The 16,918-nt window shown below is 32.8% G+C and carries 14 protein-coding genes; 7 read left to right on the forward strand and 7 right to left on the reverse strand.

All coding sequences use genetic code 11. The features are described from left to right. Positions 1-7: 7 nt before the first annotated feature. The 3 genes from ltrA to GM3708_RS08875 form a co-directional block, all read right to left on the reverse strand. A complete protein-coding gene (gene ltrA, locus GM3708_RS08865; RefSeq protein ID WP_066345702.1) occupies positions 8-1,804 on the reverse strand; it encodes a group II intron reverse transcriptase/maturase in 1,797 nt (598 codons plus the stop codon). A 622-nt stretch (positions 1,805-2,426) separates the two neighbouring features. Next, entirely contained in the window at positions 2,427-4,637 is a 2,211-nt protein-coding gene (locus GM3708_RS08870; protein WP_066345705.1) for a polysaccharide biosynthesis tyrosine autokinase, read from the reverse strand. A 136-nt stretch (positions 4,638-4,773) separates the two neighbouring features. Further along, the gene (locus GM3708_RS08875; protein ID WP_066345707.1) at positions 4,774-5,607 is read right to left on the reverse strand and encodes an urease accessory protein UreD; all 834 of its coding nucleotides are present in this window, start codon (positions 5,605-5,607) and stop codon (positions 4,774-4,776) included. 192 nt (positions 5,608-5,799) lie between these two features. Between GM3708_RS08875 and GM3708_RS08880 the strand changes: the two genes are divergently transcribed. From GM3708_RS08880 to cobD, 7 genes are all read left to right on the forward strand, one after another. After that, positions 5,800-6,225, forward strand: a complete 426-nt coding sequence (locus tag GM3708_RS08880; RefSeq protein WP_066345709.1) for a secondary thiamine-phosphate synthase enzyme YjbQ — start codon at positions 5,800-5,802, stop codon at positions 6,223-6,225. Between the two features lie 84 nt (positions 6,226-6,309). Beyond that, entirely contained in the window at positions 6,310-7,506 is a 1,197-nt protein-coding gene (locus tag GM3708_RS08885) for a DNA double-strand break repair nuclease NurA (protein WP_066345712.1), read from the forward strand. A 36-nt stretch (positions 7,507-7,542) separates the two neighbouring features. Then, complete coding sequence (locus tag GM3708_RS08890; RefSeq protein WP_066345714.1) at positions 7,543-9,453, forward strand: GTPase family protein; 1,911 nt, start codon at positions 7,543-7,545, stop codon at positions 9,451-9,453. 52 nt (positions 9,454-9,505) lie between these two features. Next, positions 9,506-9,982, forward strand: a complete 477-nt coding sequence (locus GM3708_RS08895) for a GNAT family N-acetyltransferase (protein ID WP_197671653.1) — start codon at positions 9,506-9,508, stop codon at positions 9,980-9,982. Positions 9,983-10,010: 28 nt separating this feature from the next. Then, positions 10,011-10,598, forward strand: a complete 588-nt coding sequence (locus GM3708_RS08900) for a peroxiredoxin (RefSeq protein WP_066345715.1) — start codon at positions 10,011-10,013, stop codon at positions 10,596-10,598. Positions 10,599-10,910: 312 nt separating this feature from the next. Continuing rightward, positions 10,911-11,195 (forward strand): HU family DNA-binding protein, encoded by a 285-nt coding sequence (locus GM3708_RS08905; RefSeq protein ID WP_066345717.1) that lies wholly within the window; start codon positions 10,911-10,913, stop codon positions 11,193-11,195. Positions 11,196-11,296: 101 nt separating this feature from the next. Further along, positions 11,297-12,346 carry a threonine-phosphate decarboxylase CobD gene (gene cobD / locus GM3708_RS08910; RefSeq protein ID WP_066345719.1) on the forward strand — a complete coding sequence of 350 codons (1,050 nt, stop codon included), beginning with the start codon at positions 11,297-11,299 and terminating at the stop codon, positions 12,344-12,346. A 72-nt stretch (positions 12,347-12,418) separates the two neighbouring features. On the opposite strand, the gene GM3708_RS08915 is transcribed toward cobD, so the two are convergent. From GM3708_RS08915 to GM3708_RS08930, 4 genes are all read right to left on the reverse strand, one after another. After that, complete coding sequence (locus GM3708_RS08915; RefSeq protein ID WP_066345722.1) at positions 12,419-12,652, reverse strand: DUF4327 family protein; 234 nt, start codon at positions 12,650-12,652, stop codon at positions 12,419-12,421. Between the two features lie 150 nt (positions 12,653-12,802). Next, on the reverse strand, positions 12,803-14,398 hold the full coding sequence (locus GM3708_RS08920) for a glycoside hydrolase family 3 N-terminal domain-containing protein (protein WP_066345725.1): 1,596 nt from the start codon (positions 14,396-14,398) through the stop codon (positions 12,803-12,805). Further along, entirely contained in the window at positions 14,399-15,685 is a 1,287-nt protein-coding gene (locus tag GM3708_RS08925; protein ID WP_066345727.1) for a glycosyltransferase, read from the reverse strand. Beyond that, positions 15,682-16,731, reverse strand: coding sequence for a glycosyltransferase family 4 protein (locus tag GM3708_RS08930; protein ID WP_066345729.1), 1,050 nt, complete (start codon positions 16,729-16,731; stop codon positions 15,682-15,684). The genes GM3708_RS08925 and GM3708_RS08930 overlap by 4 nt, the downstream gene beginning before the upstream one ends. Between the last annotated feature and the right edge of the window lie 187 nt (positions 16,732-16,918).

Raw genomic sequence — 16,918 nt, forward strand, 5'->3', positions numbered from 1 at the left:
AGTCAAACTAAGCATAGATGTCACCATCTACCCTTGTCTTCAGAACGGAACGTGAGACTTTTACCTCATTCCGCTCCTCTGGAATAAACCCTTTGTCATGGGTACAATTCAGACTTCCATCTCTGGTTGTCTTATCATCGTGGCAATGTCTATGTAGAGCTTGTAGATTGTCATATTTATCCTTTCCGCCTTTCGATTTGGGGATAATGTGGTCGATTTCTAACAAGTCTCCAGCTTTGAAGTTCAGTTTGCAGTGATTACATTTTCCTTTTTGTTTCTTTAATAATATTGCCATTCTTGTAGAAACTTCAGGATGTTTGCCTATTCTTGCCGTCCAGTAAATCCAGTCACCATCGTAAGGTGATTTCTCTCCTTTAACTTTAGTGTGACGCTTGATTTCTGTTTTGCTATGGTTTAATAGTCTTATTCCATCTTCATCTCTGGTTGAGAACGTCCAGTTATCTTCTCCATAAGTACGCCAATATTTCTTGACTACCCATGATTTCGATTTATTGGGGTGTCTTCTTTCACTCCATCTTTTCAACTGTTTATATATCAGGTGGTCACATTTAGAGTAAGTCTCTTTACTGCACACAGAGCTATAGTAATTTGCCCAACCTCTTATTACTGGGTTAAGTTCCATTATCAGGGCTATTTGTGGACTTGATTTATGACTTCTGATTATATTTCCAGTCTTATTAATGTGAGTTTTTATTTTTTCCTTTGATGGTTTTATTATGGTCTTAAATCCAAGAGGTACACCTTGACTGTTAATTCTAGTGTGTGTTTTACCTACTTCATATTGTCGGATGTTGAATCCTAAGAAGTCAAACCCTATTTTTTCTTCGTACTCATAAAGAGTGTGAGATATTTGGGTTTTGCTTGGTTTAAGTTCAAGTCCTATTTCTTCTAACCAGTTCTCGATGATACTTTTACATTGGAAAATAACCTCTATATCTCTATGAAGAATGACGAAATCATCTGCATATCGAATAAGAGATAGGCTAGATTCATTTGCTTTCTTGTCACCTTTTAATGTTCTGGCAAACTTTTTAATTTCTAGTTCCATACCGTGAAGGGCAATATTTGCAAGTAGTGGAGATATGACTCCTCCCTGCGGAGTGCCTTCCTTAGTAGGAAACCATTGTTTGCTGTCCATTACTCCACTTTTTAACCATGATTTTATCTCACGTTTTAATTGTGGGTAGGTTTCCAGTTTAGCGAGTAATTTTTCATGATTGATTTTGTCAAAGCATTTAGCAATATCAGCGTCTAATACATATTTCGGTTGTAGCCTTATTGAATTAAATATAGCTCTTATTGCGTCATGACATGACCTTGCTGGTCGAAAACCATAGCTATTCGGCTCGAATTTGGCTTCCCATTGTGGTTCTAATGCTAGTTTTACTTGGCATTGTTTTACTCTATCTTCCATACACGGTATTCCAAGTGGTCTTTTTTCTCCATTCGCTTTTGGTATCCATACCCTACGAGTAGGTTTTGATTTACCTTTTAACTTTAGGTTTTTGACCATTTCAACACGTTGTTTCTGAGTGAGTGATTTAATACCATCAACACCTGCTGTTTTCTTGCCTTGATTATCTTGTGCTACCTTTGTGGTTGCCAAGAGTTTACCATAGTAGGATTTGATTAGTAATCTTTGCAGACTATGAACCAATTTAACATCGCCTCTTTGACTCGCTCTGTAAATTCTTTTTTGTAGCCGAAATACTTGTTTCTCTACAACTTTCCAGTTGATAGATGACCACTTATTAATTTTATCAATCGGTTGTACCGTTGTCATAATTTTAATACAAAAGTTGACTTTACATTGTTTATCACAGTGACTACGTCAGCAAATCCTTTACATTACATAAAGGCATTGGCTTCTTAGTCAATCCTTCCCCTCATAACCTTACGCTGGTTACTACTCCTAGTTTTCACCTTTCTAAGAGAAGTTACGAGAGGTTACTTCGTTCCCTATATCCTTTTTCTTTCTGACTTTAGACCTCCTCTTTCCACCAGACTCTGTGTATTTGACCCCAGTTTAGATTTGATATTCTACTGGTACAATAGAGCAGTACCATTTTGGTCTAGCCTATCAGCCTTATTTGGCTAGTTTACAATTACGATGGTTCAGACAAGGATTCCTTTCGTAGTCATGGTCAGTGTGCTAGACGGGATTCCGATTTAGGCTATCAGTTACCGCCGTTTAGCCCAGCTTCAGCGTATGAGATACCACCTCAGGTCACTGTGAGCTATGCTGTCACACGGTCAAATCGTGGATAGGATTTTCACCTACAAGGATATAAAGTTATCAAGGTACATTAGATGTAAACCTTGTCTAGCTTACGTTTTGGCTATTTTGCCTAGACTTTGGCTAGAACGAATCGCACATCAAAGATTATAATGACTATTAATCGATTTTATTCGACTATGACAAAGCCAAGAAAATTAAGGTTATAAGTCTGAATTCTTTGTATTGCTTCGGTTAATAAACTATGAGATGTTTCTTTTAATTTGACCACAAAAACAATGCCTTGGGTTTTTTCTGCTAATAAACTGAGATCATAAGATTGAAGAAAGAAAGAGCTGTTATATAAAATTAACGTATAATCTTCACTGATAGAATGAATTAAAGATTGGGTTTCTTCTCCTCCAATACTAAAAGGTAAATCAGCATCGTTAGTGCCGACGGTAAGGATTGAAACATTTTGTTCACAGCCTATTTCCGTGATAATAGAATCTTGAATAATCGGAAACTGCAATAAATCAGTTAAGCCTTTGCGAATAGGTTGGTCAAAATATTCTTGAATCTCTGGCTGTATAATATTAGTGTCTATTAGCAATACTTTCTCGTCAAGTTTAGCCGCCGTTTTTGCTAAATTAGCTGCAATATATGCTTGTCCATCATCAGGATTTAGAGAAGAAATCAGTAGATAATTTTTATTATTATGGGGTAATTGAAAATATATATTCGTATAAATTTCTGATAAAGAAACTTGAGATGGAGGTATAGTTTTATGAACACGAGAAGATTCTTCAAAAAAGTTTCCTTCTTCTAAATTTGACTTCTTTTTCCCTTCAGGATCTAATAATATTTTTCCTAAAATGGGTAATCCAAAATAGTATTTTAAATCACTTTCTTCATAGAAAATATCTCGTTTTTTTTCAATAGCAATGGCAGCAATAATGCCTAATATTAAACCTGTACCAATACCGAAACTAATTTTTTTTGTGGGATCTGATTTAGCTCCTTTTATATTACCATATTCATCAATAGGAATCTGTGGCTTTGACAGTAATTGCCAAGGAATTTGTTTTTGAGCGATTTCTACTGCTAAAGTTTCTCGTTGTGCGGTGAGTTGATTAAGGATAGCGGTATCAAGACTAATTTGTCGTTCTAATTCATTATATTTTTTAATTACGTCTGGTATTATCTCTAAATTATTCCCAGTTTGAATTTGGTTTTGACTTAAGGATTGATAACGAGAAGAAAGAGTATCAATTTGATTTTGAGTTTCAATTAATTTTTGAATTAAATTAAGGCGATTATTATCTTGAAAAGCAAATACTCTGGGGTTAATATTAGGATTAATATTATTTTGGTTTAAAATTTTTGTGGTTTCTTGATTAACTAAATTACTAATATTATCTCGTTGTTCTTTCAGGTTTAATAAAGTAGGATGATTTGATGTTAATTTTGCAGATTCTAAAGCAATTTGAGATTCTATTTGTTGTAATTGAATTAATAATTGTTGTCTTTTTGGTTCTTGACTTAATGTTGAAGCAATAAGAGATTCTTCTACCGATAATCCCAGATCTTTTTGTAAATTATTTGATAAGACATTTAACTCTTTTAATTGAGATTCTAATGTTAACAATTCTTGGTTAGATGCTGTATTTATTTGAAATAAACTATCTCCTTTAACGGCAGGATTAACCAATTGATTTTCTAATTGTAACTTTTGTTGTTGATTTTGTAAGTTATTAATCCTATTCTTTATTTTTGGTAATTGTTCATTAATAAATTTTACTCCTGAATCCAGACTTTTTTCTCGTTCTGTTTTACTATATTCTAAATATTTATCAGCAATTGTATTTAATACTAATAGTACAAAATCAGGATCTAAACTTTTATATCTAACAGTAATAATTTTTGTGGTATCAAGTCTATTTTTTTGACCTTCTTTTGCCTGTTCCACTATCAAACTATCATTAAAACTATCTAATAGAAAATCTTTAGGAATATTAGAATATCTATTACTAATATTTGTGGCAATGTCATTTAATATTTCTCTACTTTTTAAAATCCTTAAAATAGTGGGATAATCTATACTTAAAAGACGCTCATCAACATTACCTCCAGTTCGTGCTAAAGTACTAGCATCTGTTATTTTGTCTGCGGAAGTTGCTGGTTCAACTAACATTTCAAAATTACCAGAATAAGTTATAGGATCTCGACTAGAAATGGCAAAAGCAGGAAAAAAACCAATCATAATAAATCCTACAATAATTAACCATTTACGTTTTAAAATATTTAGATAAAATCTTAATTTATTTCTCTGATTTATTGCTGAAGTTTGGTTAACATTTTCAAGTTCTTCACCAGAGAATTTATCAATTTCATATATCACGATCTTTACTTAAATTTTAATTAAAAATTGTTTTTTATGTAGCCTATCAGAACTGATTAATAGCTTGATTATTAGAAATGATAACACAACAAAAAAAATCTGTAAGTAAAACAAGAATAATTATAAGTGACAGTTATTACCAAATCCTAGGTTTAAAAAGGGGATTAAACCCATATTTTTGTCGTAATAGTTGCCATATTGCTGTTAAAGAAATTTTAGCCTCACTGACAGAATCACCGTGATAACGACATAATAAACCGTGTTGTAAGGTTGTTACTCCTAAAATTAGATCATTAAATTGACTATTAATTAATTCTCGAATCTCATCAATAAAATTAAAATTGTTAGAAGTATTTGTTGAAATCAAAATTAAACTGCCTACTACTGGTTTGTTTGCTAAACCATTTATTGCTGAAAAAAGTTGACTTTCTCCCCAAAATGATTGTCTATCTATCCATAAGGGTTTATTCTTATGGTAAATTTCTGTATAGTTAAGCCATTCACCTTCCGTAAAAGTTTCTCCCCGTGCACTTCTACCAAAACGAATTATTTCCCATCCTAACCATATAGCATTATCTTCTAATCTTACTTTTAATTTTTGTTGATATTGACATTGGTTAAAAACAATTGTTTCTTGGGGTAAATATTCTAAATATGTATCATTTTCTAGGTTAATAATAATTTCTTGAAAAGCTTTTTTTTCTGAAGTCCGATAAATTTTAGTAGCCGCAGGAGTAGTAATAAATACTTGAGAATGGGGAAATAAATGAATATTTTGGCTTAAAACATCTCCTCCCACAATTCCTCCAGCCGTATGTAAAATAACACTATGACAGATTGAATTTCCTTCAGGATAAAAAGGACGTTGAATATTGAAAGGTGCTTGATGATATATTGATTTTATTTTTGTCTTATTTTCTTCATGTTTATAAATAAGATTAATTTTCCCTTGCCAACTTCCTGTTAACATTTTTTTCTTGATTTTATTAAATAATTTATGTGAGAAAAATTTTATCAAATTACTAAAATATAGAAAAATATTCTTCTCTATCTGAGTTGTGAGATTTTCAAAGATGTTATGTTAGCTTTTTGGTATAACTAAATTGCTATAGTATTTATTTAACTAACATATATTCATTCATCATCACATTAATATTTTTATATGAAAATTTATCAGGAAATAATTGAAATCAAAACCAGTGGTAAATGTCTTCATAACATTACCCCAAAGATAAAACAAGTTGTTATCGACTCAGAAATCACAACAGGTTTATGTACAGTTTTCCTTCTCCATACTAGTGCTAGTTTAATTATCCAAGAAAATGCCGATCCTGATGTCTTAGCTGATTTAACCAATTTTTTTAGTAAACTTGTTCCTGAAAATAATAATGATTATCTTCATAGTGCGGAAGGTGTTGATGATATGCCTAGTCATATTCGCTCAGTATTAACAAGTACTTCTGAAAATATTATTATTCGTCAAGGTAAATTATTATTGGGTACATGGCAAGGTTTATATTTATGGGAACATAGAATGCGATCGCATATTCGACAAGTAGCAATTCACATTCAGGGAAATAAAAACTAAAAATAAAAAAATTATCTATGATTAAGTTTAAACCTGTTAAAAATTAGGATAGATAAATTCATGATTTATTATGTTCTCTAAAATATGCTTGATTTAGCGAAATTAGCCTCAAAAATGCCGAATATGGGGCAAGAAATGCAAAAAGACGCCCTAGCTAGTGTCGAAAGATTACAACTAGCACAATCTTTACTGATTAAAACTCAGCAACAACAGGATACCCTTATTAAAACACAGGAAGAATGGAGCGATCGCTTAATTTTTACCCCTGCAACCCCTATCGAACCAATTACAACTTGTGTTGATATAGAATTAGCTGATTATAGTCATAGCGTATTTTCTGCCGATGGCTCACAAATTGCCCCCTCTCACCATGAAATCGCCTACTGTTATTTAATTAATATTGGGCGGATTATGTTGCATTATGGACAAAATTTACACCCTCTTCTCGATACTTTACCAGAAATTTATTATAAAAGTGAAGATTTATACGCTTCTCGAAAATGGGGTATTCGCACAGAAGAATGGATGAGTTATAAACGCACGGTTGCTGAAGCTGAAGTATTAGCTGAAATGGCTTGTACTTGGGTTAATCCTCCCGGTGCTCATCTTAATATACCAAATTTAGCAATGACTGATGGTTCTTTGATATTCTGGTTTTTAGAAACTATCGCCACCGAAGCTAGAGAACAGATCTTAACCCCTATTTTACAAGCATGGGAGCAATTACGATCTACTAAAATTCCCTTAGTGGGTTATATTAGTGCTTCTCGCAGTATGGAAGCTGTTAATTTTCTGCGTCTTCCTCAATGCACTTATGATAATCCTAATTGTGTAGTTTATTGTGGTGAAGAAATTAATAAAACTCCTTGTCAGAAAATTGAGCCTATACGAGATGCTACTTTATGGAGTAGTACATTAAAGCTTCGTCAAAGAAGTGCTATCTTTCGTAGTAATTCTCGGATTTTAGATTTATATGGAGAAAAACAACATATTTATTTTTGTTATCTTCATGTAGGTACAGAAGTTGCCCGTGTGGAATTTCCTCAATGGGTAGGAGAAGACTCAGTTTTACTTAATCAGGCTTTAAGTATCACACTCACCCAAGTTAATAAAGGTTTTGGTTATCCTGTTGCTTTAGCAGAAGCCCATAATTTAGCAGTAGTGAAAGGTAGCGATCGTAGTCGTTTTTTTGCACTACTTGAAGATCAAATGATTAGGGCAGGATTACGTAACGTTGGCACATCCTATAAAGAAGCGCGTAAACGAGGTAGTATTGCTTAACAATTCATAATTCATAATTAATAATTAATTAACTTTATGATTCGCTTAAAATCTTGGCAATGGTTTATTTTAGCTACTCCCATCATTCTATTAGTGAGTTTTTTTGTCATCGCCACAGGGATGCAAATTCATGCTTGGGGTATTAACTGGATATGGGCAATTTTTGTCGCTTTTTTTGTCGGTTGGCGGTGGTTATTAGTAAAATGGACAAAACCTCTTTTCTTTGATGTAGAAAATGTCATTTTAGAAGCACAACAGGATTTGAAAAATAGCCCTTTATCTTTTACTAATAATAATCCTGAAGCGATTACGAAGTTAGAAGAAGCCTTACAAAGTATTATCACTAAAACTAGAGAAGATAAACCAATCTGGGAAGATTTACAGTTATTTTTTCAACGTTGCCAAGAATTAGTAACTGCGATCGCCAAAATTTATCATCCTGAAGTGGAATACCCATTGTTAAATATTTATATCCCTCAAGCCTATGGATTAATTCGAGGTACAGTAGATGATATGGATAAATGGATGAAGCAACTTTCTCCAGCCTTGAATCAAGTTAGCATTGCCCAAGGTTATCAAGGTTATCAACTATATCGCAAACTTGAACCATCTGCCCGTAAATTATGGCAAGTTTGGAATTGGGCGCAATGGGTTATAAATCCTACAGTTGCAGCCGCAAAATTAGCCAGTCAAGGAAGTAATAAACAAGCTAATCAGGAATTATTAATCAATCTCAGTCAAGTTTTAAGAGAAGTGGCTTTGCGTAATCTTGCCCGTCAAACTGCTTTACTCTACGGCGGCGATAATTTACCCCTTGACAAATTTACCTCCGATACCCAAATTTTACCCACTGCGAAAACTCAGACTTTACAAGAAATTTTTAAGGAATCTCAAAACTCTGAAAAAATTGAGCAAAAACCCGTTAATATTTTATTAGTCGGTAGAACAGGGGCAGGAAAAAGCAGTTTAATTAATACTCTTTTTGATGCTCAAAAGGCTGAAGTTGACGTTTTACCCAGCACAACGGAGATAACCAGTTATCAATGGGAAGCGAAAACAGGAGAAACTTTAAATCTCCTCGATACCCCCGGATATGAGCAAATTAATCGCCCAGAATATCAAGAAAAAGTTTTAGATTATGCCCATCATGCTGATCTTATTTTACTTTTAAATCCTGCTCTTGATCCTGCTTTACAAATGGATAAGGATTTTTTGCTTAAGTTACCAACAAATTTACAAGAAATTCCCATTTTTACTATTATCACCCAAGTCGATCGCCTTCGTCCTCTTCGTGAATGGCAACCTCCTTATAATTGGTTAACAGGAAATTTACCCAAGGAAATCTCTATCCGAGAAGCCGTTAAATATCGTCAAGAAAATCTAGGAAAATTTTGCACTCAAGTTTTACCTATTGTTACCGCCGACTATCTCACTTCCCGACAATCATGGCATGATGAAATTTTAGCTATCAATATTTTAGAGGCGATCGCTCCTGCCAAACAAATAAGGTTAGCTCGTTTTTTCCGCAATATCGAAGTTAAAAGTATCGCCGCCGCCAAGATTATCGATAAATATTCTTTTCAAATGGCAACCAGTCAAGGATTAACAACTTTATTAAAAAGTCCTGTTTTACAATTTATTTCAACTTTAACGACAGGATCGCCTCGTTTAGCTTATTTATTAGCAGAAAAAATACCCATTGAACAATTACCTGTAGTTATTGGAAAACTGCAATTAGCCTATGATTTATTCTCTTTATTAAGCACTAATCAGGAAGATAAAATGCAATTTGATTTACTATCTTTATGGACTTTATTAATAGAAATTAATGGCAATCCTGAACAAGATGCTTATGCTTTTGGTCATGCTTTAGTAGAATATTGGACAAAAAATCTTACTTTTAATCAATTAGAAGAAAGATATAAATTTTATTTGAAAAACTGTTAAAATAAATGATAAATATTTTAAAAAATTTATTTAATTTAAAAGAAACTATTTCATGACTATTATAATTCGTAATCTTAAACCTGATGATTATGAACCGATTATTATGGTGGTAAATAAATGGTGGAATGGACGACAGATGAGTCAGATGTTACCTAAACTTTTTTTTACTCACTTTAATAAAACCAGTTTTATTCTTGAAAAAGAGAAAAAAATAATTGGATTTTTAATCGGTTTTTTATCCCAAACTAATTTAGAAGAAGCATATGTTCATTTTATTGGTATTGATCCAAGTTTTAGAGGACAAGGTTTAGGAAATTTACTTTATCAAAACTTTTTTCAAATAGTTAAAAAATTCCATTGTAAACAAGTTAAATGTGTCACATCTCCAGTTAATTATAATTCAATTGCGTTTCATTTACATTTAGGCTTTCAAATAGAGACAGGAAATGCAATAAAAGATGATATTTCTTATTTTCTTAACTATGATGGACATGAAGAACATCGAGTATTATTTATTAAATATATTTAGTTTTATTAACATTTTCAGTCAGTAAAAAATGTCAAATCAACCGAATATTCCTTCAGATTTTCTGCGTACAATTCCTGATAATCTACCTATTCCCATAAATGATAACGCTTGTTGTCACTTAACAGGTTTATTATTACCTAACATAAACCTAAATTCCACATCTGGAAACACAGTCAATCTTTCTCAAATTAGTGGTTTAGTAGTCATTTATTGTTATCCGATGACAGGTAAACCGAATCAAACTCTTCCCGAAGGATGGATTTTAATTCCGGGGGCGGCTGGTTGTACACCTCAATCATGTTCCTTTCGAGATCATTATCAAGAATTGATAGACTTAAATGTAACTGTCTTTGGAATTAGCACTCAATCTACAAATGATCAATCAGAAGCAGTTAATCGTCTTCATCTCCCTTTTGAACTTTTAAGCGATATTTCTTTGATTTTTGCGAATATACTTAAACTACCGATGTTTGAAGTAGAAGGAAGACAACTTCTCAAGCGTGTAACCCTAATTGCTAAAGAGGGTAAAATCCTCAAGTATTTTTATCCTGTCTTTCCCCCAGACAAAAATATAGACGATGTTATACTTTGGCTGAGAGAAGAAAAACTTGAATAAGATTTTATAAAATCAAAAAAAAAGCTATGGCACATTAAAATGAAGACTGATAATCAAGGGGTTTTGCCGATTATTGAGATACTCCTGTTCTCGATTTGACTTCTGCTTTTTTTTAATATTTCTTTACAAAAAAAACAAAAATTGTAAAAAATTCGTGAAAAACTATAATTTTTAATCATTTCAGCGTTTTATCATGTAATATCAGATCTAGTGTTAAAAACAGTAAAACACTGAGTTGATGGTAATTTCAGCTAATTAATCTCATTAACTCTATTTCATGACCATAACGTTAAATCAATTGGAGATTCATTTATGAACAAAGGCGAATTAGTAGATGCAGTAGCGGCTAAGGCAGATGTTACTAAAAAACAAGCTGACACCGTTATCAGTGCCGTAGTAGAGTCTATTATGGAAGCGGTTTCTTCTGGTGATAAAGTAACCTTAGTCGGTTTTGGTTCTTTTGAAAGTCGTGACAGAAAAGCCCGTGAAGGACGTAACCCCAAAACTGGTGAAAAAATGGAAATTCCAGCCACAAAAGTTCCTGCTTTTTCTGCTGGTAAACTTTTTAAAGAAAGAGTTGCACCTCCTAAGTCTTAATTTTTTTTAAGGGAAGAGGGATAGAGAATTTGAAAACAATGTATCGTTTATAATATATATAGTTTTCGATTTACTCTTACCCTTACCCTTTATTTAGTTTATTGTTTAGACCAACTCACGGAGGAAATTTAGATTGGGCTATTAGTCTTGTTAATTGCCCTCCTTCCGCTATTATCGATTTTTCTGCTAGTATTAATCCTTTAGGACCTCCTGATAGTGCGATCGCAGCTATTCATGAAGGTGTTTCCCTATTACAAAATTATCCTAACCCCGACTATCCGCAGTTTTGTGAAGCCATCAGTAATCATCATCACATCGAAATCGATTGGGTTTTACCGAGTAATGGGGCGGCGGAATTGTTAACTTGGGTGGGATGGGAAGCTCATCACTTAGATGGAGTTTTGCTTCCTTCTCCTTGTTTTGCTGATTATAAAAGAGCGTTAGCAACCTTTAATCTTCCTTATCAATTTTATAATTTAGAAGATTTAGAAACAGGATTAAATCACCACAAAAATTTTGCCTTATTAATCAACAATCCCCATAATCCGACGGGCAAACTTTGGAGTAAAAATACTCTCAAGCCTTATTTACAAGAATTTCCTTTAGTGATCGTGGATGAAGCCTTTATGGACTTTTTATCACCACAAAAGCAAGAAACTTTAATAGACTTAGTTAAAGATTATGATAATTTAATAATTTTACGATCGCTGACTAAATTTTACAGTCTGCCAGGCTTAAGAATCGGTTATGGCATTAGTAACTTTGAGAGAATAAAAAAATGGCAAAAATGGCGAGATCCTTGGAGTGTAAACTCTCTAGCAGTTCTAGCTGGAATAGCTTCTTTAAAAGATACTAATTTTCAGGAAAAAACATGGCAGTGGTTACAACCTACCAAAACAAAATTAATGCAAGAGTTAGACATGATTGAAGGATTAAAACCCTTTGATAGTAGTGCTAACTTTATTTTAGTTAAAACAAAGATACCCAGCACAACATTACAATTAAAACTACTTACACAAGAACAAATTTTGATCCGTGACTGTGTTAGTTTTCCCGATTTAGGGGAAAAATATTTTCGGATTGCCGTCAAAAAAGACGAACAAAATCGGCGGTTAATCTGTGGATTAAAGAAAATTTATGGCAATATTTAATTAAATGAATTAGAAACAAAAACTACCAATTCGGTATTAATTATTCATTATTCATTATTAACTGTTAATTATTTAATCATTATCCCAATTTTCACAGGCAATTAAGTCACCGATTTGATCTCTGAGAAGATAATCTGACTGCTCTAATTCACACTCCACACAAACCCACTCTCTGGCAGGAATATATTGACAAAGAATGTATATTGGTTGATGACGACTAACTGTTCCTGCTTCAACTAAATGACGTGCTTCGTCTTTAATCATCTCGATGGAGTAATCCGTTGCAGTTTTTTCTAAAGTTTTCATCTGCTTTTCCCCATAAACTTGAATTGGTTAATCTTTAATATAGTCTAACAAATCAAGATCGTAAAGACCTACTTAATGTATATTTTGTTACCATTTATGGAGATATTCTCAGTAACAAGTGTTTAATAGCAAAGGTTTCTGTTAATTTTGTTACAAAAAATCACCTTTATCAATGTCATAATTTGTTGATAAACCAAAAAGTACTTGACAGGATAAACTTTGAGCTTCAGACATTTGACCATAATTAAATACCCAAGGAATTTCGGATTTAAGGTATTTTCTAAACCACTCTAAAATATATGGGCTACCATAAATAATGATACCTTTAAGGCGATCGCTTTCTAATAGTTTTTGATAAAATATTTTTGTTGATTCTGTTAAACCACCATTACCTAAGAAAGGATTTCCACGAATAAAAGCCTGTAACAATATTGGTTGCTCTTGATATTGTGCTAGATGTAAATTACGATGATCAAAAAGTTGAGTTTTATAGCCATAACTTTCAGGAATTGTCACCGCAGGAGTTTGGCGATCAAGAAAATCACAATTTAACAAATCATGTACCACTACTAAATTTATTCCTCTATTGGTCAATTTTAGAGGTATATTTCCACCTTGACTCATGCTTTGCCTTAAAACTTCATTTACGATAGTTGTCGATTCAGAGGTCGAAATAACATTCATCGAAAGGGAAACTGGATTTTCAAATAATTTATTCTTAGCTTGAGAAATTCTTGCTAAACTCTCCTCAATTCTTGCCTCCGATAGAATACCGTTATGAATAGCTTTTTCGATAGAATTAACCGCAATTTCGGGATTTTCAGGCATTAAGAGAATATCTGCCCCCGCTTGAATAGCTTTAACGGCAATTTCTTCAGCAGAAGCGTATTTTGCTACACCACCCATAATCAAAGCATCTGTCACAATTAATCCTTGAAACTTCATCTGCGATCGCAACAATTTCGTTAAGATGGAATAAGATAAGGTAGCAGGATTATGAGAATCTAAAGCCTCAACTAATAAATGAGCAGTCATAATACTATCAACGCCTTTATTAATAGCCTGTTGAAAAGGTAATAATTCGATATTTTGCAAACGCTGTAAATGGTGACTAATTTTGGGTAAGTCTAAATGGGAATCAGTAGAAGTGTCGCCATGTCCTGGAAAATGTTTCGCAGTGCTTAATATAGGATAAGATTGGCAACCGTCAATAAATTCCTCGGCTAAATCTGCTACTAATTGAGGATTATCCCCGAAAGCACGTACATTAATCACAGGATTATCAGGATTATTATTAACATCAGTTATGGGTGCTAAAATCCAGTTAATCCCGATAGCTAAAGCTTCTTTAGCAGTGATATTACCCATTGCTTGAGCGTATTTTTTAGCTAATGAGAGGTTATCTTCCGCAATTTTTGATAATGCCATAGGCGGTGGAAACCATGATGCACCCGTAAATCTTTGCCCGACACCTTCTTCAATATCGGCGGCAATGAAAAGAGGAGTTTTTGCCCAAGATTGTAACTGTTTAGTACGATAAGCAATTTCTGCACAACTACCTCCTAGGAGAATAATGCCACCGAGATTTAATTCTTCTAACCATTTTTTTAGTTGAGATTGGGTGGCTTCCCATGCAGGATAGCGAATTTGATGATCAAAGATGTAACCTGTTGTGCGCACAACAATTAATTGTCCAATTTTTTCCCTTAATGATAATGTTTTTGTTGATTTTTCTGTATTCATCATTTAATGTGTAATAAATTCGATAACTTCACTGATATTAGTTAAATTTGAGTTTGAGGGAATATTAGGATTAAGATAATTTAATTCTTGTGCTACTCTTTGAACTATGCGATCAACTGCTGAATGATGTCTATATTCGCAAACTTGTTTTGCCACATCAATAATGGCTTGGGCATATAATTGAGGATTATGATCATTTTTCAATATTTGTTTTCCTTTTATTCCCATTTGTTGATATTTACGAGGATTATCGAGAAAGTTTTGTAAATGTTGATGAATATCTTCAATTTCCGAGTCATATCTAATAAAAGCAACAGCTTCAGGGTTTAAATCTCCATACCAATCAATTTTAGTAACGAGGGAAGGTAAGCTATGATTCCAAATACGTAATTGACTACCAGAAGCTTCTCCCATGGTGGGGTAACGCAAATTAATGGCTAAATCGGCATGGGATAAGGCAGAATCTAATTCATTATCAGTTACAAAACCATGAATTTTGACAATACTTTCTAATCCTAATTCTTCTACTTGATTTCTAATATAATTTTCATCCCATAATTGTCCATAAATATTTAGCTGAAAATTATCTCTATGTTTAAATTGGGCTAAACTTTTGAAAATGACATCTAAACGGCGATTTCTGCCAATAAAACCGAAAATGATTAATTGATAAGGAATTTTTGTTTTTTTTTCTTCAATATTTCCTCTCAAATCATCATTAATATAGGGTAAGGGATTATATGCTGTTAACCATTGATTTTGTTGAGATAAAGAAATATAAGTCTCTCGATTGTGGGTAATGACTGCTAAAGCATTTTTTAAAGCTAAAGATGTTAAAGGATAATTTTCGGCAATAAATTCCATGGAATAATATTCATTAAGAAATAATCGAGCGACTTTACCACCTTTTTCTCCATAAATCCTTCTCATTTGTTCAATATATTCATTTTTATCAGCAGATAACATATAAAAAAAATCTTGTAGCTTATAGTCATGTAAAACAACTAACCCCGGCGATTGTTGACTAATTTTCCAGATGTCACCGTGAAAAGTTGCATTATTACCAAGATGATAGATATTAATATCTCCTTGATTCAACTCAAACCAAGGCATTTTATCTAATTGATAATATTTAACTGTGGTATATTTTTCTAATTCTTGATTCCACTCTTTTTGATTTGTCCATAGAGTTATATCTATTTTCTGCTGTAAATAATAGATAATTCTCTGGGTATAGTTAGCAATATCTGTTTTAGCTGGTGGTAGAGGAGAAAACCAATTTATTTTCATATAGTTGTCAATTTTTCGATAACATTTGACCAAGTTATATTCATCCCTTCATAGTGTTTTCTGGCATTTTTTCCCATCACCACTGATTGATTACGATTATCCCATAATTGATCCATTGCTTCAGCTAAGGCTTCTGGTGTAGAATCAGTGATAATTCCAGTTTCTTGGTGGGTTATAAATTCTAAAGGTCCTCCAGAGTCACTACAACTAATTACAGGTTTTGAAGATAACATTCCTTCTAAAGTTACATAACCATAATCTTCATCCAAGGGGGGATAAATTACCCCTAAACACTCAGCATAATATTTAAGTTTTTCTTTTTCAGAAATTCTATTTAAAAAAAGCGTACGATGAGATATTCCTAGTTTTTCTGATATTTCTTTTAATTGTTGATCATATTTTCCGTCATCAGCACTACCAGCAAAAATCACTTTGACTTCGTGATGAGTTTTTGCCATAGCATTTAAAACTAATTCTTGTCTTTTTATTTTCGTTAAACGGCTGGGAAAAAAGAAATAACTTTGAGAATGATGAGAATAAAATTCTTCTGCATTTTTGGGAGGGTGATAAAGGGGAGTAGAGTCAAAATTGTTAAATTTCTTCAATCTTTTCGCTACATTTTGAGAATTAGCATATATTTTACGACACTCGGCCAAAGCATTATTATCCGCATTAATAATCGTATCTCGAATTTGTTGCCCATCAGCATTTTGAGCTAAACCACATATTTGATTATTCCATAAGTCATAAGCATCTCGATGTTGATGTAATAACCAAAGTATTTTATTCGGATGAGGAGTTAAATAAGCTGGAAATTTAAGAGGAATAATTAGATCTATTGTTCTATCACTAGATTCTGTAATATCTAAAAGCCGAAACATTAACATACTATCCAAAATTCTTTGATTAGGATAAGTTTTAAAAGGAATAGTTACCAACTCCGCCTCATAACCGAATTCTTTTAGCATATTCACTAATGAATCTGCATGAATTTCAGCCCCTCCCATGACAAAAGGTGCATTTACTGATACAACTATAATTTTCATAGATAAAAATAATGATTAAATCTATCGGCTAATTAGCTTCTACATAAAACATTATCAGGATTTGGTATTGGTTAAATAGACATGAGTGCAAAATAAAAATAAAAATCTATTTTAGGTGGGAAATTATCAATTTTAATAACTATTGCCCATTCTCCATTACCTGACTTCTGCAAGAAGTCCAATAATT

It is taken from the genome of Geminocystis sp. NIES-3708 (assembly GCF_001548095.1).
Lineage (GTDB): Bacteria > Cyanobacteriota > Cyanobacteriia > Cyanobacteriales > Cyanobacteriaceae > Geminocystis.